Source organism: Deltaproteobacteria bacterium HGW-Deltaproteobacteria-6 (assembly GCA_002840435.1).
GTDB lineage: Bacteria > Desulfobacterota > Syntrophia > Syntrophales > Smithellaceae > UBA8904.
The window spans coordinates 323,248-340,402 of record PHAT01000004.1 but is presented as its reverse complement, the minus strand read 5'-3'; the positions used below and the strand labels follow the sequence as shown (position 1 = coordinate 340,402).

The 17,155-nt window shown below is 50.1% G+C and carries 17 protein-coding genes; 7 read left to right on the top strand and 10 right to left on the bottom strand.

The genetic code is table 11. The annotated features are described in order from the left end of the window. Nucleotides 1-77: 77 nt before the first annotated feature. From CVU71_09900 to CVU71_09890, 3 genes are all read left to right on the top strand, one after another. Nucleotides 78-1,019: a hypothetical protein gene (locus CVU71_09900; GenBank protein ID PKN19083.1), complete on the top strand. Its 942-nt coding sequence runs from the start codon at nt 78-80 to the stop codon at nt 1,017-1,019. A gap of 581 nt (nt 1,020-1,600) precedes the next feature. Beyond that, nucleotides 1,601-1,912, top strand: coding sequence for a transporter (locus CVU71_09895; protein ID PKN19082.1), 312 nt, complete (start codon nt 1,601-1,603; stop codon nt 1,910-1,912). Between the two features lie 82 nt (nt 1,913-1,994). Continuing rightward, on the top strand, nt 1,995-2,471 hold the full coding sequence (locus CVU71_09890) for a hypothetical protein (protein ID PKN19081.1): 477 nt from the start codon (nt 1,995-1,997) through the stop codon (nt 2,469-2,471). Nucleotides 2,472-2,530: 59 nt separating this feature from the next. Here CVU71_09890 and CVU71_09885 read toward each other — a convergent pair whose 3' ends face one another. From CVU71_09885 to CVU71_09870, 4 genes are all read right to left on the bottom strand, one after another. Beyond that, nucleotides 2,531-3,487 carry a hydroxyacid dehydrogenase gene (locus tag CVU71_09885; protein PKN19080.1) on the bottom strand — a complete coding sequence of 319 codons (957 nt, stop codon included), beginning with the start codon at nt 3,485-3,487 and terminating at the stop codon, nt 2,531-2,533. A gap of 17 nt (nt 3,488-3,504) precedes the next feature. Further along, the gene (locus CVU71_09880) at nt 3,505-4,296 is read right to left on the bottom strand and encodes a hypothetical protein (protein ID PKN19079.1); all 792 of its coding nucleotides are present in this window, start codon (nt 4,294-4,296) and stop codon (nt 3,505-3,507) included. Between the two features lie 24 nt (nt 4,297-4,320). After that, entirely contained in the window at nt 4,321-5,700 is a 1,380-nt protein-coding gene (locus tag CVU71_09875; protein ID PKN19078.1) for a hypothetical protein, read from the bottom strand. An 86-nt stretch (nt 5,701-5,786) separates the two neighbouring features. Then, nucleotides 5,787-7,511, bottom strand: a complete 1,725-nt coding sequence (locus CVU71_09870) for a hypothetical protein (protein PKN19077.1) — start codon at nt 7,509-7,511, stop codon at nt 5,787-5,789. Nucleotides 7,512-7,722: 211 nt separating this feature from the next. Between CVU71_09870 and CVU71_09865 the strand changes: the two genes are divergently transcribed. After that, the gene (locus tag CVU71_09865; GenBank protein ID PKN19076.1) at nt 7,723-8,118 is read left to right on the top strand and encodes a universal stress protein; all 396 of its coding nucleotides are present in this window, start codon (nt 7,723-7,725) and stop codon (nt 8,116-8,118) included. A 129-nt stretch (nt 8,119-8,247) separates the two neighbouring features. Here the strand turns inward: CVU71_09865 and CVU71_09860 are convergent, their stop codons facing one another. After that, on the bottom strand, nt 8,248-9,948 hold the full coding sequence (locus tag CVU71_09860; GenBank protein PKN19075.1) for a long-chain fatty acid--CoA ligase: 1,701 nt from the start codon (nt 9,946-9,948) through the stop codon (nt 8,248-8,250). 380 nt (nt 9,949-10,328) lie between these two features. On the opposite strand from CVU71_09860, the gene CVU71_09855 reads away from it, so the two are divergent. Beyond that, nucleotides 10,329-10,553, top strand: a complete 225-nt coding sequence (locus CVU71_09855; protein ID PKN19074.1) for an amphi-Trp domain-containing protein — start codon at nt 10,329-10,331, stop codon at nt 10,551-10,553. Nucleotides 10,554-10,590: 37 nt separating this feature from the next. Beyond that, entirely contained in the window at nt 10,591-11,235 is a 645-nt protein-coding gene (locus CVU71_09850) for a hypothetical protein (GenBank protein PKN19073.1), read from the top strand. A 153-nt stretch (nt 11,236-11,388) separates the two neighbouring features. Here the strand turns inward: CVU71_09850 and CVU71_09845 are convergent, their stop codons facing one another. The 3 genes from CVU71_09845 to CVU71_09835 are packed head-to-tail and all read right to left on the bottom strand — an operon-like array spanning nt 11,389 to nt 14,304. Then, entirely contained in the window at nt 11,389-12,156 is a 768-nt protein-coding gene (locus CVU71_09845) for an enoyl-CoA hydratase (protein ID PKN19072.1), read from the bottom strand. A gap of 57 nt (nt 12,157-12,213) precedes the next feature. Continuing rightward, nucleotides 12,214-13,089: a hypothetical protein gene (locus CVU71_09840; GenBank protein PKN19071.1), complete on the bottom strand. Its 876-nt coding sequence runs from the start codon at nt 13,087-13,089 to the stop codon at nt 12,214-12,216. A gap of 12 nt (nt 13,090-13,101) precedes the next feature. After that, nucleotides 13,102-14,304 (bottom strand): hypothetical protein, encoded by a 1,203-nt coding sequence (locus CVU71_09835; GenBank protein ID PKN19070.1) that lies wholly within the window; start codon nt 14,302-14,304, stop codon nt 13,102-13,104. Nucleotides 14,305-14,456: 152 nt separating this feature from the next. Here CVU71_09835 and CVU71_09830 point away from each other — a divergent pair, with 152 nt between their 5' ends. Continuing rightward, complete coding sequence (locus CVU71_09830; protein PKN19069.1) at nt 14,457-15,212, top strand: 1-acyl-sn-glycerol-3-phosphate acyltransferase; 756 nt, start codon at nt 14,457-14,459, stop codon at nt 15,210-15,212. On the opposite strand, the gene CVU71_09825 is transcribed toward CVU71_09830, so the two are convergent. Both CVU71_09825 and CVU71_09820 read right to left on the bottom strand, forming a co-directional pair. Next, nucleotides 15,209-16,333 (bottom strand): hypothetical protein, encoded by a 1,125-nt coding sequence (locus tag CVU71_09825; GenBank protein PKN19068.1) that lies wholly within the window; start codon nt 16,331-16,333, stop codon nt 15,209-15,211. The genes CVU71_09830 and CVU71_09825 overlap by 4 nt on opposite strands. Before the next feature lie 148 nt (nt 16,334-16,481). Next, nucleotides 16,482-17,084 (bottom strand): hypothetical protein, encoded by a 603-nt coding sequence (locus CVU71_09820; GenBank protein ID PKN19067.1) that lies wholly within the window; start codon nt 17,082-17,084, stop codon nt 16,482-16,484. Nucleotides 17,085-17,155 lie beyond the last annotated feature (71 nt).

Below are 17,155 nucleotides of genomic sequence, written 5' to 3'. Positions count from 1 at the left end.
CGACGGATTGCAGAAAGGCGGTTGATCCGCTCAATTTACATTTGTCTAATTTGGAAAATCAGTGTAGGGATGCCGGTATGAAAAACGATAATGGAATGATGGTTGCTGTTCAGGTCAGTCTCATCTGTAATGTTGTTCTTTTTGTCGTCAAGCTCGTCACCTTGCTGATCGTCAATTCTCTTGCCGTTGCCGCCGATCTGGGCATATCGGTTATCGCCCTGTGTGTGTCCGGCATTCTCTATTATGCGATAAAAATGTCGAATAAACCTGCCGACCTTCTGCATAATTACGGATACGGCAAAATTGAAAATGTGACGGAAGCGATTGAAGGCATCGTTTTAATCGGTCTGGCGCTGGCCATGTCCGTTCAGGCTGTTCTCAACCTTGTGAGGCCAGGCGAGGGCGTTCATTCCCCGGTGATCGGATTGTCCACCAGTATGCTTGGGGTGCTGATCAACTTCTGGGGATCCCGCTTCATTCTGAAGCTTGGCGAAAAGCACGCTTCGCCGGCCCTGAGGGCTGAAGGCATTCATTTCCGGCTGGAAGGGTTTATTTCTCTGGCAATTACAGGGGCTTTTGCCCTGGTGATGATTTTTGAGCATTACGGCTTCTCAATGTTGGCCAGATATGTCGATCCCTTTGCGACTCTGCTGGTGAGCGCGGTGATCACAGTGCCTTCTGTGCGTCTTCTCAAAGAGGCCTTTGTGAAGCTTCTGGACGCTTCAATCGGGGAGGAAAGTCAGATGGGTGTCATCAAGGCGCTCGCCTGCCACTATGACCGGTACTGTGATTTTAAAAATATTCGCACGAGATCGGCCGGCCGCAAACAGTTTGTGGACATTCACCTGATCATGCCGGAGCATCTTTCCGTTAAAAATGCCCATCATGTTGTTTCGGCGCTGAAGCGCGATATTGCCGCCGCCATCACGGAAAGTGAAGTCACGGTGCACATCGAGCCCTGCAAGAGAGATTGCGCTTACGTTAAAAACAACAAGCCATGTCCTTATTCTGCTCATTAACAGCGGTCACGCCTTGCCTGCCGGCTTTGCGGGGCAAGCTCGCGGCACATCCGCTGGTTTTGGCGATTTGAAGTTAATACCTGCCATTCTCCTCTCAGTTTATTATCATTGTACCAGACTGCTCAACTTGATAATTTATAAATAATTCCGTGGGTCAATGAGACCGGAACGTCTGTGGCAGTGAATACTGAAGCCTCCGGTGCGGTGTTTTCACCCTGCGGAACATATTATCGGCGGCAATTTACTTTGGATTACAACCGGATGGCAATTGACGGATTGGTCGTCAGAAGGAGCCGAACATGATTTGGGGCATCGCTGTCATTCTCCTGATATTGTGGTTGCTGGGATTTATCAGCGGCTATACGCTGGGCGGATTCATTCATGTCCTGCTGGTTATCGCCATTGCCGTGGTGGTGATCCGGCTGATTCAGGGGCGTAAAGTCATCTGACGATTCGGGCCTCACCTTAATGAAGGTTTGAAAAGTCGGCGGGCTCTCCATGCGCGAAGCGTTTGAATTCCGGCAGAAAAGTTTTGTCATAAACCATTTTATAATAAATATTTTCAAGGAGGAGTTGCTGTTATGAAAAGAACAAGTATCCTTATCCGTTGCCTGGCTGTTCTGATGATCGCCGCCTTCATAGCGTGCGCATCAACCCCCAAACAGGAAAGCGCAGGAGACTTCATTGATGATTCGGTCATCACGACCAAGATCAAATCTTTGCTGGCCAAGGATGACCTTCTCAAGTCATTCGAGGTCCGCGTCGAAACCCGGAAGGGCATCGTGCAGCTGAGCGGTTTTGTTTCTTCTCAACAGATTGCCGATAAAGCCGGCGAAATCGCGGGGAGTGTCGCCGGGGTTGCATCCGTAAAGAATGATCTGATTGTGAAATAAGGCAGATGCGATTAGTTGTACGGCGATTGCCGGCCCGCAGCATCGATGAACCTGTAAAGATGAATAACGGAAATGTTACTCCTTGCGGAAGACATTGCTGTTGTTCCTGGCAACTCCGGTAATGGGAAGAATGAAAAAGATTCTAGCTGTCATTTCTCTATGTCTCGCGGTAAGCGCAATGTCGGGTTGTGTTTTCGCTCCGCTTGTTCCAATCGCAGGCACAGCCTATGGAGGGTATGAAATATGGAAGGGCAGCAAGGTCATAAAATATTATGCTGCTGATTCCGATACGGTCTATCTGGCGATTCAACAATCGTGCAAGGAGATGAAGCTCGAAACAAGGATTCCCGACCCGGTGTCCCCCAAAGAATACTCTCTGGAAATCCTGGGCAATCATCCCGCAATGATCCAGGTCCTGCGAACTGAAAAAAATGTCTCTAAAGTTGTGATTGAAATAGGGGTTCGCGGGGATAAGCAATATGCCGAGTTTTTTTTCAAAACGATTGATGATCACATTGCCAGAATCGCCAGGAATGACCTGAAGCAGCAAAGCCCATGAAGAAAGGGACGGCAACCGCTGCCTGTTTCTTCCGGTTGCCATCGACTGCGATGATGAATTCATTGCTGCCGACTGAAATAGTTTTTAATGTTTTCCGCCGTACGGGTGATGAGCAGCCGGCGCGCTTCGGTGCTTGCCCAGGCAATGTGCGGGGTGATGTATAGGCTTTCCTTCCGGCGGACTTTCAGAAGCGGGCTGTCCGCCGCGATGGGTTCGGAAGCCAGCACATCCAGTGCGGCTCCGGCAATCCGGTTTTCATCAATGATCCGGGCGAGCGCCGCTTCATTCACAATACCGCCCCGTCCCATATTGATGAGATACGCCGTCGGTTTCATCAGTTTCAGCCGGGATTCATCCAGGAGATTCATTGTCCGGTCGTTTAACGGACAATGAATCGAAACCACATCGGCCGAGCCAAGCAGTTCATCGAGGGGCAGATGCGGATAACCCGCTGCCTCCAGATTTTTCCCCGATGTTGAAAAATAGGCAACGCGTGCTCCGAATGCTTCCGCCACCTGCGCCACGCGTTTGCCGATGGTTCCCATGCCGATGATGCCGAAGCGCTTGTCTTTCAGCTCCCGGAATGCGCGATCCAGATGAGTGAAGACGGGGCTTGCCGCGTACCCACCGGATTTTACATAGTCGTCATAGTAACGGCTGGCGTGGAGCAGATAGAAAAGCATGGCAAAAGTGCACTGCGTGACGGATTCGGTGGAATAGCCCGCGACATTTTTTACCGTAATTCCTTTTTTAACGGCATAGTCCAGATCGATATTATTCATGCCGGTGGCGGCGACACAGATCAGTTCGAGTTCCGGGCAGGCATCCATTATATCGCGGTCGATCACAACTTTATTGGTAATGACCGCGTTATGTCCGCTGATACGCTCGATGCGCGAATCGGGTTTGGTCAGTTCATAGCCTGTGTAATCTCCCAGCGTTGAAATTTCCGCCAGATTATCCACATTTCCCACGGTTACGGTGTCCAGAAACACTATTTTAACGGGTCGGTTCATGATGGTTGTCGGCTCCATTATTTTTTAAAATACATGTACCATGGATAACGGGTAAATTCCGTAAAGCCCATGCGCCGGTAAACCGGTGCGCCGAATTTGCTGGCCTGGAGAGCAACAAACGGCGCGCCCCGTTGCAATGCATCGTTGACTATAGCACTGACGCATGCGCAGGCCAGGCCTTTGCCCCGGGCGCCGGGGACGGTTCCCACCCAGTAAATGCCCGCTATGGCGTGGGAGTAAATGAGCATGGCGGCTGAAACCGGTTGATCTTTGTCATAGGCAACAACGATGTCGTGAAAAGGCTTGAGCAGTCTTTCGGGAGACGCAAATATTTTAGCGCCTGTTTCCGGCGGCAGACCAAGGCTTTGGAAGCTTTGTATGGTGACGGAAGAAAAATCGACAACGCCTGATTCTTCCGTGACATGCCGGATTTCAATTTCTTCCGGCAGCCTTTTATCGGGAAACGGTTTATCGATCATCATGCCCGGCGCATCGGCTATCAGGTAGAAATTTTCCTGTTTTAAAATGCTTTCCAGCTCCGCATCCGCATGCTTGCGGATATGAATGCTAAAACCCGATTTTCTCTCCGCATAAAAAGATTTGATCCGGTTGAACAAGTCCGAGCCGGATCGGCCCTGCCGGTTGTTCAGGCAAATTGCAAAATTTGTCGCCGGAGACCAGTCGGCGCCGCAGGTCAGCAGCAGATCATGCTGTTCGAAAATCTCACCGGTACTATTCCACCGCGCCATTTCCCGGACAGATTCCGCCAGATTCTGATCGGCAAGTTGCAGGATATCTTGCTTGTTCATCAGCAGGTCCTCTGAGAGGTTGTCTTATTTGTTTTCGGCAATGAATTTGACCGGTTTTACCATCTGCACTTTGAGGACTTTCAAGAACTTCTTCTTCACGGATGGAATCTTCGTCATCAGCATCATGAAGGCGTTCATGCGCCTTGCTTTGTAGTTTTTCTGCGGAAAATCATAGAGCCCGTGTGTTTTGTAGTAGCGGTGATCGGCCTGAAATACAAAGCGCAGCATGCCGTAAACCTCGTCGCGGAAAATTTTCCGGCCGCCGACGCCCAGAAACGTCATGGGCGGCGCGTAATGCTGCGCGGCGGGGCGGACCAGGGAGACTGCAAGCTCCGTCAGCAGCGCGTCAATCTCGCCCGAATCCCCGGATTCGTCCGTGATGATGGAGGCCAGATTGGCTTCCTGAAATTCCCCGTAGGTGTTGAGAATCTGGCGCAGATTGGGAATCTGTCCCAGAGGCCCGGAAATCAGAAAAGCGATCTGCTTGCCTGTGAGCGTCGGCATATGCGTGTTGAAAAATGAACGGTCGAAGTAGGTCTTCCAGCGCGAGGAGAGATAACGGTCGAAGATCGCGCCCGCGAATACGACCATATCCGCCTTTTTTACTTTTTCGTTGTAGAAATCTTTATAGCCGTCCTTGCCGTCGTACTCGCAGACATTGTCCAGACCGCATTTGCAGCATCCCAGGCAGCCGCCTTTGATATCGATGTCCATGAGGTTGACCACCTCGACGGGGCTGCGGAAATTCGCGGCAAGCGCCTCAACCATCGCGTCGATGTTGCCGGATGGTTTCCGGCCGTCTTTCATGATGAGAATCTTTTTCCCCGTGGCGTCCGCGAGGCCCTTTGCCGGCCCCGGTTTGTAAACGAATTTTTGCGCCGCAAGCGGCGGATAGACCCGGGCTGCGGGAGCAAGGCGGGAAACGGCATCAAGGAAAAGTCCCATGAACCCGAGCCAGCGGGTGCGCTCCGCCCTTTTCATCAGGTCGTACATGGCGGGCGAATACGCGCCCAGATATTTCATGCCCAGATCGTCGCAGATCGAATGAATGTAGTTGTGCGCCGTATGATCGAAGAAGTGAACCGATGTGGAAAGAGATGCCGTGTATTTGCCGGCAAAGGCCGCCTCCTGTTTCTTTTCAAAGATCAGTTCAATGAACCGCTTGTATTGCGAACACACCAGCAGAAAATACAGGGGAAAGGACCATAAGACCGCGTCGGCTTTTTTTACGGCTTCGAGGATGTCACCCAACGCCTTTTCGTCTTTTTCGAGTTTGCCGATGGTTTGCGCGACATGAAATATTTCAAAAGCATGATCGGGAAATTTCCGGGCGGCAAAGCGGACATACTGGAGTGTGACACTGAGTTCGCCTTTGGGGCTGCCGTTTAAGACGACAATTTTCATGGGGTGACATTCCTTTCTTCCTGATGCCGCGGCATTTTACGGCGGATGACCGCGCCGCCTCGCCGCCATGTCCGGTAAGATTCTTTTCAGGAATTATTTTTGTAAAAACAAAAACGGTTCCGCCCTGTATTTTTTGCTTCATACATGGCTTTATCCGCTTTGTTAATCAGGCTGTCAATGTTGTCGCCATGGTCCGGATACATGGCAATGCCCAGACTTGCCGTCACGTAGGCATCAATGGCATCCAGATGAAAAGGCTGATAAAAAGAAGACACGATTTTTTCGGCGACCTGACGGGCTTCATCAAAATTGTTTAAAGACGAAAGGGCGACGGAGAACTCATCGCCGCCCTGGCGGGCAACCGTGTCCGTGTCCCTCACTTTGTCCGCCAGTCTGTCGGCGACTTCTTTTAACAGCAGATCGCCCGCAGCGTGACCCCACCGGTCATTGACATCCTTGAAATAATCCAGATCGAGAACCATGATCGCGACCATTTTCTGGCTGCGCTTGGCTCTTTTGATGGCCATGTTCAGGCGGTCGGTAAAAAGGATCCGGTTGGCAAGATTGGTTAAGGAATCATGGAAGGCCTGCCGGCGGATGCCTTCCTCCGCTTTGCGCCTTGCGGTAATATCGCTCATGATGCCCCGGAATCCCTTGGGCTTGCCGGCGGCGTTGCGGGCAAGGCTGACGGACAATTCCACCTGCCTGACCTCTCCGCTCTTGTGGATGATATCCCATTCCATTTTGTTGAGAGGTTTTCCCGTTTTATAAACCTGTGAGAAGGCCCGAAAGGCGATATCGGAATTCTTTTTATCCACATATCGTTTGTAAGGGATTCCCAGCATTTCCTCCTGCCGGTATCCGAACAATTGCAGGAAGGCTTCGTTGAACAGCAGAAGATTGCCTCTCAAATCGACTTCATAGTAAGCGTCGGTAATGGAATCAATGATGGTTTGCGAGCGTTCTTCACTTTGTTTTAAGGCGTCTTCAGCGCGTTTCTGAAGGGAAATGTCCATCTGGCAGCCCAGAGTGGCCTTCTGATATTTATATTCAATAGAGGTAACGGTTCCCATGTACCATAAAATATCGCCTTTTTTAGTGACAACGCGATACTCATAAGGAAAAACAGTTTCTCCGCGCATCATTGCCAGGGCGCAAACCTTTACATGTTCCCGGTCGTCCGGATGAACCATAAACAGGGAATCGGCGCCGGTAATGTCATCCGCCGTATATCCCGTATTGTCGAGAAACCGCTGATTGGACCAGCAAAAGCGTTTGTTCTGAACAATAAAAATGCCGATGGGTGATTTCTCCGCCAGGGTGGCGTACAGCTGTTCCGCCAGCTTCCATTCCATGATATTTTTGGAAATGATGGAAGCAGCAATGATTTTTCCGTCGTTCGAAGATTCCTTCACCGGACTGAATGTGCGCAGGAACTCTCCTCCGTCTCTTTGACTCACATAACGGCGCTGAAATGATTGGCCCGATTTAAAGATATCCGCCACGTTGGAGGCAAAAACGTTTGTTTCTTCGGGCGAATGCAACTCGCCGTAGTTTTTGCCGATCAGTTCATCCGGTTGTAAACCGATCCTTGAGCAGTGTTTGGGGTTCACGTAAAGATAGCGGCACTCTTTGTCCACCATATAAATGGAATCACTTGTGGCTTCAACCAGGTTCCGGTAAATATCATCCATTTGCCGGAACGCTTTTGTTTTCAGGGGAGCTTTTTTTACGACTTTTGATATAGTTTTTTTCATATGAACAAAACCTGATGTCGTTTTCGATCTCATATCACAGCGAAAAATGAGCAAAATTATTTTTTGCCTGTTTTCTTGGTTTGAAAAGCATGATAATTAGCGAAGGAGTATATGAAGATGATCGCCCTGTGTCAAGATAATTTGAGCCAAATCCGGCGAGAAACTAATTGACATCAATGGCGGTTTTATCTATAGTCGGATATCGGAGTGAAGTAGAGCATGGACATAAAGATCAACACTAAACACTGAAGGCGGGGGAGAAAAGATGAAAATATTAGTCGCATATGCAGGTGAACTAGACGTTGATAAATCAGCCCTTGAAGTTGCCAAGAAGCAAGCCAAGGCATTTAATGCTACTCTTTATATTGCCAGTTCCATGGAACGGGTAACGGAAAAAGAACGCACGGAATTGGATAAGGTGGAAAAACGCCTGGCCCTTGTCAAACAGACAATGGAGGCCGAAGGCATCGCCTGCGAAACGCATATTCTGGTGCGCGGTTTAACGCCCGGAGAAGATATTGTCGAATTTGCAAAAGACAGGCAAATGGACGAAATCGTCATCGGCATCGAGAAAAAATCCAAGGTCGGTAAGCTGTTTTTCGGGTCCAATGCCCAGTATATTATTCTGGAATCAAGCTGCCCGGTGCTTTGCGTTAAATAAAACCGGCGCCATAATCCGATTCGTTCAGGATGGTCAGGACTGTTTCGGGCATGAATGATAAAAAATAAAGGCCGGCGCTCTTTCTGAAGAGCGCCGGCCTTTTGTTGTGTTTATTGCTTTACCGGGTGGTTATTTTTTCCTTTTGGCCATTTCTTCGGCTCTCAATTCCTTACGCAGAATTTTGCCGACCGTGGATTTCGGCAGTTCCTTGCGGAATTCAATTTCCGACGGCAGCTTGTAGGTGGCCAGCTTTGTCTTGCCGTATTCAATCAGTTCTTCGGCAGTTGCCGTTTCACCTTCTTTCAGGACAACAAACAACTTGATGTTTTCGCCTCTCTTCGCGTCGGGGATGCCGATAGAACAGGCTTCCAGAACTTTGGGATGTTCGTAGTAAGCTTCATCCACATCTCTGGGATAAACATTGAATCCACCGGTGATGATCATATCCTTCTTACGATCGACGATATAGAAGTATCCGTCCTGATCCATCGTGGCGATGTCGCCTGTGTAGCACCAGCCGTCACGCAAGAGACTGGCCGTTTCCTGAGGCTGATTGAGATAGCCCTTGGTCACCTGCGGGCCGCGGATAATCAGTTCGCCCGGTTCGCCGATGGGCATGTCGACTTCGCCTTTGTCCAGATCGACAATCCGGCATTCCGTGTCCGAAATGGGCAGGCCGATCGAGCCGATTTTCCGGACGCCTTCAAACGGGTTGGTATGGGTTACGGGCGTGGTTTCCGTCATGCCGAAGCCTTCCACAATGACCGATCCCGCCGCTTTTTCGAAATCATGAATGACTTCCACCGGGAGGGGAGCGCTGCCGGAGAAGAAACCTTTAAAGCATTTTACATCCGTCTTTTTCATATCCGGATGATTCAACATGCCGATAAACATAGTGGGAACCAGCGCGCCGAAGTTTGGTTTGAATTTGCTGATGGCTTCCAGCAGCTGCGGCGGCTGCGGTTTGGGAATCAAAACATCTCCCCATGCCTGATAAATGGAAAAATTCATCGCGCAGGACATGCCGAAAACGTGGAAGAAGGGCAGGGCGCCCAGGTTGATGTTATAAGTGCCGATGAACTTCGGGAACCAGGCGCTGATCTGCTGCACCTGTTTGCTGATGTTGCCGTGGGTCAGGATAACCCCCTTGGAAACACCGGTGGTGCCGCCGGTATACTGATACATGGCGGTGTCAGCGAAAGATAATTTCGCCTTGGGGGGATTGGGTTGTGAGCTCGCGATACAATCCTTCCATTTAAATACGTCGTTCGCCTGTTTCATGGGCGCCGCCGGCAATAAACCCTTCTTTTTGCCGACCAACGGGAATAAAAGATTGACCGGAAACGGCAGATAGTCGCCAATCGACGTAACAATAATTTGCTTAACTTTTGTTTTGGGTCTTAAGTCGATCATCCGGTTTGCCAGAAGATCGATGGTGATCAGGACTTTTGATCCGGAATCGTTGAGCTGATGTTCAAGCTCGCGGTCGGAATAGGTCGGGTTATTTAAAACAACGATAGCGCCCAGTCTGTGGGTGGCGTAATAGGCTACTACGCAGGGAATCATGTTGGGCAGAATAATGGCGACGGCGTCGCCTTTTTTAATGCCGATGCCGGCAAGGTAGGTAGCGAAACGGTCTACCATATCTTTGAGAGCTTTATAGTTCATGGTGTAGCCCTGAAAGTTCAGAGCCATGCGGTCCGGATATTTGGCCGCCGATCGATCCAGAATATCGGGCATGCAAATTTCTTCGTACTGAATTTTTTCAGGAACACCTTTGTCGTAAGACTTCAACCATGGTTTTGACGCATAAGATACTTCTCCAGCCATATTAACTTCCCTCCTAAGTTTGGTGTTAAGACGATGTGAATGAAGCAAACTATATCGCGCTGTCCTAATTGTGATTAATTTTCTACGATTATTCCTCCTATAATTTTTGATTTTTTGACTAAAAAAATAATAAAAAAAGAACCACTGACTGATAACCCTGAGCCTTTTAGCAATTTTTTGAAGCAAAAGCCATAAAATATTCCTTTTTCAGGCGGAAAGTTTTCATATCGGCACTATTTCGACTATTTAGCTTTATTAATTTTTATCGGAGGCGCAGCAAGCGTATCTCACACCGGGACTGCCGTGATTTGCGGGGAATGATCGCAAACCGCTTGACATAAATATTTTTCTGAGGATATTTTAAATTAAAGGAGGCCCTTATGAAAAAGAAATCAAGAGATTTGGAAAAGACCTATCCCGTCGCTGAATTTGCCGCCAAACTTCGCCGTCTGGCCGATGCGCTGGAAAACGGTAAACGCTTCGCCATCAGCATTTCCGGAGAGAGAATATCAGTTCCGTCTTCGGCCATATTTAACGTGGAGCATGAACGCGAAGGGAGAAAAGAAGAAATCGAGTTTCAGGTAAAATGGATCAACAAAAAATAAAGATGAAATCAGCGACGATTCCCGTCACCCCTGCACGATGAGCACTTTTGATATTCACATTCATACCCGCAGGTATTCCGGCTGTTCTTTTATTGATTATGAAGAGATCATAGAGCAGGCCGCGGCGGCGCGCCTCGACGGCATTGCCGTTACTGAGCACGGCATGCGCTGGCCGGATGAAGAATTCGGCGGATTGCGGAAAATAGCAGCCGGTCGCGGCATTGTTTTGATCAACGGACAGGAAATCAATACCTTCAATTCCGCCAATCGTTCCGAGGGTGAATTTCTGGTCTTTGGCATCAATCGCAGTCTGACCGAGAAATGTTCCGCCGCTGAACTGGTTCAAACGGTCCATGGGGAAGGCGGCATTGTCATTGCCGCGCACCCTTATAAATTATCCCGCGGCGGCAGGTCCCATTACTACGGGGCGGGTGATATGGTCTATAAACTGCGGCTTGACGCAATTGAGCTGTGCCATCCTGACCATAGCGAACAGGCCATGAAAAAGGTCCGGCAGGCGATGGATGAATTGAAGATTCCCGGCACCGGCGGCAGCGACGCCCATAAAATACTGAACATCGGTTCCCACGTGACCGTCTTTGAAAATCAAATTCTCAACGAAGAAGATTTCATCCGTGAAATCCGCGCAGGCAGGCTCCGGGCGGAGAAAAGGGATAAATAGGTTCAGGGGTTCAGAGGTTCAATGGCTCAGCGGTTCATACCCTGAATGGCACTCGTACCTCTGCGGGGCACAAGTGGTTCAATGGCGTAAAGCATGGGGAGATAAAATGAGGAGAGGCAGCGCCGGACGGCGCTGCCTCTCCTGTTTTAAAAATTATTCGCCGATAAAGTTTGGTTCGCGTTTTTCCAGGAAGGCAGTGATTCCCTCCATGGCGTCTTTGCTGGCGGCCAGTTTATTCGACCATTCAATATCCAGCTTCAATCCTGCGTCAAAACCCTTATCCAGTCCCACGTTCATGCCGTCGAGGACCGCGGCCACGGCAAGCGGCGGCCGTTTGGCCAGCGCTGTGGCCAGCGCTGTCGCTTCATTGATTAAATCCGCCGCCGGGACGACTTTATCCACCAGACCGATGGCCAGCGCTTCCGCAGGGGAAAGCCTCTTGCTGAAGAGGATGATGTCGAGCGCTTTGGATTTTCCCAGAAGCCTCGGCAGTCTCTGAATGCCGCCCCATCCGGGGGTAATGCCCAGGTTGACTTCCGGCAGTCCGATGAACGCCTTGGGGTTGTCCGTCATGATGCGGAAGTGGCAGGCAATAGCCGTCTCACAGCCGCCGCCCAGCGCGTGACCGTTGATGGCCGCGATATAGGGTTTGGTGGAACGCGAGATGGCATTCATGATTTCGTTGCCGTTGGGACCCTTCGTGATGTTCGCGATGTCGGAGACATCCATGCCGGCGGAAAAACCCTTTTCACCGGCGCCCGTGATAATGACGGCACGGGTGTCCTTGCTTTTTTCGATCGCGGTTACGGCGTCGAAAAATTCTTCACGAATCCCCAGGTTCACCGAATTCATTGGTGGACGATTGAGCGTGATGGTTGTTACAAAGTCTTTGGTTGATACGATAATGTTCTTGTATTCCATAAATATTCTCCTTTCAGATTTTTTATTCTTCAGCCTTCTGTCTTCGGCCTTCAGCCTTTATAATTTCTGATGCGCCAGCCGGACACCCGGAAACGGAACTTCAAAATAAGGAACGTTGGTCCCGCCCAGAGAGCCGATAAAAGCGGTCCGCCGGTCCGGCCCTCCGAAACAGATATTGGCCGGACGATTGATTACAAGGCCATCCGGGTCCTCTACAAAGATTTCCAGCCTGCCCCGTGCATCGATGAACCCGAGGGCATTGGCTATGGGGAAGGTGACCCAGAGGTTGCCCGCTTCATCAAAGGCGATCCCGTCGGGAAAGCCGAGTTTGCCCAGGGACGACGGCCCGTAAACTTCCGCCTTCTCCAGACTGTTTTCCGGGTTGATGCGATAACGCAATACTCGGCGCTGCATGGTTTCGGCCACATAGACAAATTTTTCTTCCGCATCCAGCGCCACGCCATTGGCGAAATAAATGCCGTTTGCGACGATCCGGGGCGGCAGGCCTTCCGCGATGACAACCAGGCATCCGTCCGGGACGGGCGACTGAAGCGAGGCGTCGATATCGGGATTGTCCGTAGAGTTGGATACCCATAGTCTTCCGGAAAAATCAAGGAAGGGAAAGTTGGGCGTGTACATTCTTTTGCCTTCAGCCTCGGTCATTAAAACCGTGTGAGAGCCGGAAGGCGATACCGATTGAACTTCGCCGTTGCCGATATTGGCGACGATGCAGTTGCCTTTCTGATCAAGGCAAATGCCGTTGGGTATGCCGCCCAGGCGGCCGAAAAAGGTGGTGCGGCCGTCCGCTGCAATGCGCGCGCAGCGTCCCAGCCCGTCCGCCGTAAGGACGCTTCCGTCATCCTGTGCCATCACGCCTTCGGGCCGCCGCAGTCCCTGTCCGATGGTTTTGACCTGTCGAATATCGATTTTCATAGGGTCCTCCCGTTATTCACTTTGCCGTCTCGCAGGGACGATTTTATTTTTACTGAAAGCGACGCAGTACAGGGGGACGCCATGATGCGCTGCTTCCAGGCATTTGTTGCAATAAACGCAACGCGGTTTGCGTTCCGGATCTTCGCCCCAGGCTCGAATCAACCCGGGCTCTGAAATCAGCGGACGGCAGAGCGAAATGAAATCGGCTTCCTGATGACGAATCATCTCTTCCATCATGGCGACGGTCTTCAGGCCGCCTACGGCCATGACCGGGACGGTAACCCGTTTTTTAATTTCCCGCGCTTCTTTGCGGAAGTAGCCTTCCCTTGCCGGTTTGTTGATTTTGGTCCTGTATTCCGTGCCTTCGTATTTTTCACCCCGCACGCCGGAGCTGATTTCCATGGCGTCATAACCGGTTTCGGCCAGAATTTCCGCCGCCTGTATTCCTTCGGCAAATGTGAGCCCCCCGGCAAATCCGTCTTCCACTCCCAGCTTGATCAACACGGGATAGTCTTCTCCCACGTTGCGGCGGACTTCCCGGTAAACTTCCCGATGCAGACGCAGACGGTTGGCAAGCGAGCCGCCCCAGTCATCTGTTCTTCTGTTGGTAAAAGGAGAAAGGAACTGGCTGAATAGATACCCGTGCGCTCCGTGAATCTGCACGGCGTCAAATCCGGCGTCCTTTGCCCGGCGGGCGGCCCGGCCGAAAGCATCAATGATTTCCCTGATTTCATTTTCTGTTATTTCCCGATAGTTGCCCTTGCAGTAAGGATCATCGGGAATTATGGATGGAGCAAGGGGCAGCTCGTGTCTGGTCTTGACAAAGCGCGCTTCCCGGCCGCCATGATAGAGCTGCACGGCAATCTTCGCGCCGTGTTCATGCGCGGCTTTCGTGAGATTTTGCATTCCGGGAATAAATTCATCGTCCGCCAGGGAATTCATGAAAGCAGATACCTGGCCTGACGGGTGAACATACGTAATGGCATGAACAATGAGGCCGACGCCGCCTGCCGCCAGATCGGAAATCAGCTTAAGCTGGCCTGCCGAGACATGGCCCGATGTTTCGGCCATGCCGTCATAGGTGGCCGACCGCACAAACCGGTTGCGTAAAGGTATTTTTTTGATCTGTAACGGTTCAAACAGGATGTTCACGATGACTCCTTTGCAGCCTCTGTTCTTGGCTGATATCACAGGGGATAGAGGAAAACCGCAGATAGATCCATGGTGCGCTTAATGTTAGTGACGTTTGTATAGCAGGACAATAGGCCCTGTCAAGCGTATTTATGAATTGTATTGACACGGGCGTTGCTTCTTTCTATACTTCAAAAATTAAGTGTTTAAAAAAAACGTAAATAATGGGATTTGATATGCTGAACCGTTTAGTAAGTGCAGTTATTCTTATTTTTATTGCTTTGACGTCCATTCCGCTTTTTTTTATCGCCCTTGTTTTGCGCCTGGTGACTTATCCCTTTGACCGGCGTCTGCGGCTTTTGCATTTGTTTACCTGCTTCTGGGCGTCGATTTACACCTGGATGATACCTGCCTGGCGGATTCGCATCGAGGGGCGCGAGCATGTCCGGAAAGACGCGGCGTATGTGGTTGTTTCCAATCATCAGTCGCAGTTGGATATCTTGGTCGCGTTCCGGCTTTTCTTTCATTATAAGTGGGTGTCCAAAATTGAGATATTCCGTGTGCCGCTGATCGGCTGGAACATGAGGCTCAATCGTTACATTAAACTGAAACGCGGCGATAAGGAAAGTGTCGCGCAGATGTTGCAGAAATGTGAAATGCATCTGGAAGAGGGAAGCTCCATTTTCATGTTTCCGGAAGGAACGCGCTCTCCCGACGGCGAAGTCAAGGCTTTCAAGCTGGGCGCCTTTCAGCTGGCGTTGAAGGAAAAAGTGCCCATTCTTCCTGTGGTGATCAGCGGAACCAACAAGGCTCTTCCCAAATACAGCATGAACTTTACCGGCATCCAGAAAATGTATATCAAAATATTTGAAGAGATTCCTTATTCGGCTTTTGAAAATTTATCGCCGGAGGAGACGGCGCAAATGGTGCGTCAATTCATCATCGATAAACTAAGAGTGATGAATGAATATACCTTGGGCAAATCAACTTAAATTTTCAGCAACGCCGCGCCGATTTTTTCCTGACGGATTTGCAGACGTCTTTTTTGCAGTGTTCCCAGCGATTCCATATCCCTCTGAAGATCAGTGTATTGGTCCGGCACGGGAATTTTCCAGCGTTCGGACAGTAGACCGATATCGGTGCGAAATTCCGCGGCGAGACGAGCGAAAGTAATTCCCAGAGAAAGAGGGGATTCGCAGCCCTGATCAAGCCTGCCGGCAGCTTCATAGGCGATGGCTTGCAGCGTTTGCCAAAAGGCGCTGAGGGCGCCTAAGTCACCTGACAGGGCACGGTCTGCGGACGTGGAATTTTCCCGGATGGAGGCTGTCAGCAGGTCCAGTTGTGCGGCCATGCCTCCCAGAACAGTTCCCATCATCACCGCATCTTCTATTTCGCCCAGGGGGACGACGATGTCCTGCCAGGCGCTTCCTTTCTTTCCCAGAATGGATTTCTGTCCGATAAGGCAATGGTCCAGTTGAATGCCGCCGTGGGGCGATGGTTTTAAAAAATTCAGGGGCATCGGCGGCGCTACGGTAAGGCCCTGCATATCGCGCGGCACGATGAACGCCGTAAAACTTTTCAGCGGAGCGGTGTCATCGGTCACGGCCACAACAATATACACATCCGCAATGGGGCCATTGGTCAGATAGGTTTTTTCACCGTCTAGCACATAACCGGTTTTAATTTTTTTAGCCTGCGTGGTCAGTGTTTTAGGAGAAGCGCCGCGGCCCGGTTCGGAGACGGCAAAAGAAAAAACGACCTTTCCTTCGGCTGCCGCGCCCAGGTATTGCCGCCGCTGCTGTGGTGTGCCGAACGAACCGACAACATAATGAGCGATGATCTGCTGGAAGAGCCAGGATAAGCCAAGCCCGAGATTACAGCCGCTTCGGACAAAAGCTTCTCCCGCTTTCAAAAGGTCAAGATACCCGCCGCCCGTTCCGCCGTATTTTTTTGCGATCCCGATTTTAAAAAGTCCGGCCTCACCCATTTTTTGCCAGATATCCCGGGGGAATTCCGTGCCGGCTTGTAAGTCCGGACGTGTGGCAATATGCGAGGCTGCAAAAGCCGCAGCCTGTTGGTATGTTATGATCTGGTATTCATCCGGTTGATGCATAATTTTTCCTTGTTACACCTAATACTAAATGTTTTTAAATTTTAATAGAAATAAGGTTTACTATTCGAAAGGTTCAACGAAAAAATCACCCGGAGCGCAGCGATCGGCTGTATTGACAGGTTGGTCCTGTTGTATTCAGTCCATACTGCTAGCAACCATCGTGTATTCTAATTCGAATTAACCGATCAGCCTTAAATTCATAATGAGCATCGTAATACAATAAAACCCTGTTATCCTCATCCATCGATGTGTTATATTCGAGAATCAGGGAGCTATCAGTCGTCTTTTGATTGTGTGGCGTACCAAGAATTGAAATTAACTCGGTTCTTTTCATTCCAAGCTTAATCCCATGGTCAACAGACATCGTATCAGGTAGCTTTTGCGATATGGCGGGTTTTGCAGTAGCAGCAGCTTGAGGGATGTTATCCCCAGAAAATATTTCCACGTCTTCGATAAGTTTGTCTGCACCTATTTCAATATGAAAAGTATATGAATGAGATTTATTTGTGTAATATCGTCCGCCACCATGCCCTTCATTTTTTATAAAGAACCCTTCGCCATACTTTTCAACTACATCTGAATCAAGACTTGAACCAACGCGTATATTTCCTATTTGTTGAACAATGGGTTGTTTTGGATTTTGGCTCTTTAACTCCTCTGCAAGGGCAACCCCATGCAGTAAGGCTGCAATAACTGCCGTAGTAGCAACAAGGGTTAAAAGATTTATCTTTTCTCTGAGGCAATAAGGCATTCAAATATCTCCTCTTGCTGGACTAACAAAAAGTTAAGCCGGACACGCAGCGGATCGGCTTGAGCGCCCTT

Coding starts and splice junctions, on each gene's coding strand:
- CVU71_09900 (PKN19083.1), top strand. CDS start 78: ATGAAAAACGATAATGGAATGATGGTTGCTGTTCAGGTCAGTCTCATC.
- CVU71_09895 (PKN19082.1), top strand. CDS start 1,601: ATGAAAAGAACAAGTATCCTTATCCGTTGCCTGGCTGTTCTGATGATC.
- CVU71_09885 (PKN19080.1), bottom strand. CDS start 3,487: ATGAACCGACCCGTTAAAATAGTGTTTCTGGACACCGTAACCGTGGGA.
- CVU71_09880 (PKN19079.1), bottom strand. CDS start 4,296: ATGAACAAGCAAGATATCCTGCAACTTGCCGATCAGAATCTGGCGGAA.
- CVU71_09875 (PKN19078.1), bottom strand. CDS start 5,700: ATGAAAATTGTCGTCTTAAACGGCAGCCCCAAAGGCGAACTCAGTGTC.
- CVU71_09865 (PKN19076.1), top strand. CDS start 7,723: ATGAAAATATTAGTCGCATATGCAGGTGAACTAGACGTTGATAAATCA.
- CVU71_09860 (PKN19075.1), bottom strand. CDS start 9,948: ATGGCTGGAGAAGTATCTTATGCGTCAAAACCATGGTTGAAGTCTTAC.
- CVU71_09855 (PKN19074.1), top strand. CDS start 10,329: ATGAAAAAGAAATCAAGAGATTTGGAAAAGACCTATCCCGTCGCTGAA.
- CVU71_09850 (PKN19073.1), top strand. CDS start 10,591: ATGAGCACTTTTGATATTCACATTCATACCCGCAGGTATTCCGGCTGT.
- CVU71_09845 (PKN19072.1), bottom strand. CDS start 12,156: ATGGAATACAAGAACATTATCGTATCAACCAAAGACTTTGTAACAACC.
- CVU71_09840 (PKN19071.1), bottom strand. CDS start 13,089: ATGAAAATCGATATTCGACAGGTCAAAACCATCGGACAGGGACTGCGG.
- CVU71_09830 (PKN19069.1), top strand. CDS start 14,457: ATGCTGAACCGTTTAGTAAGTGCAGTTATTCTTATTTTTATTGCTTTG.
- CVU71_09825 (PKN19068.1), bottom strand. CDS start 16,333: ATGCATCAACCGGATGAATACCAGATCATAACATACCAACAGGCTGCG.
- CVU71_09820 (PKN19067.1), bottom strand. CDS start 17,084: ATGCCTTATTGCCTCAGAGAAAAGATAAATCTTTTAACCCTTGTTGCT.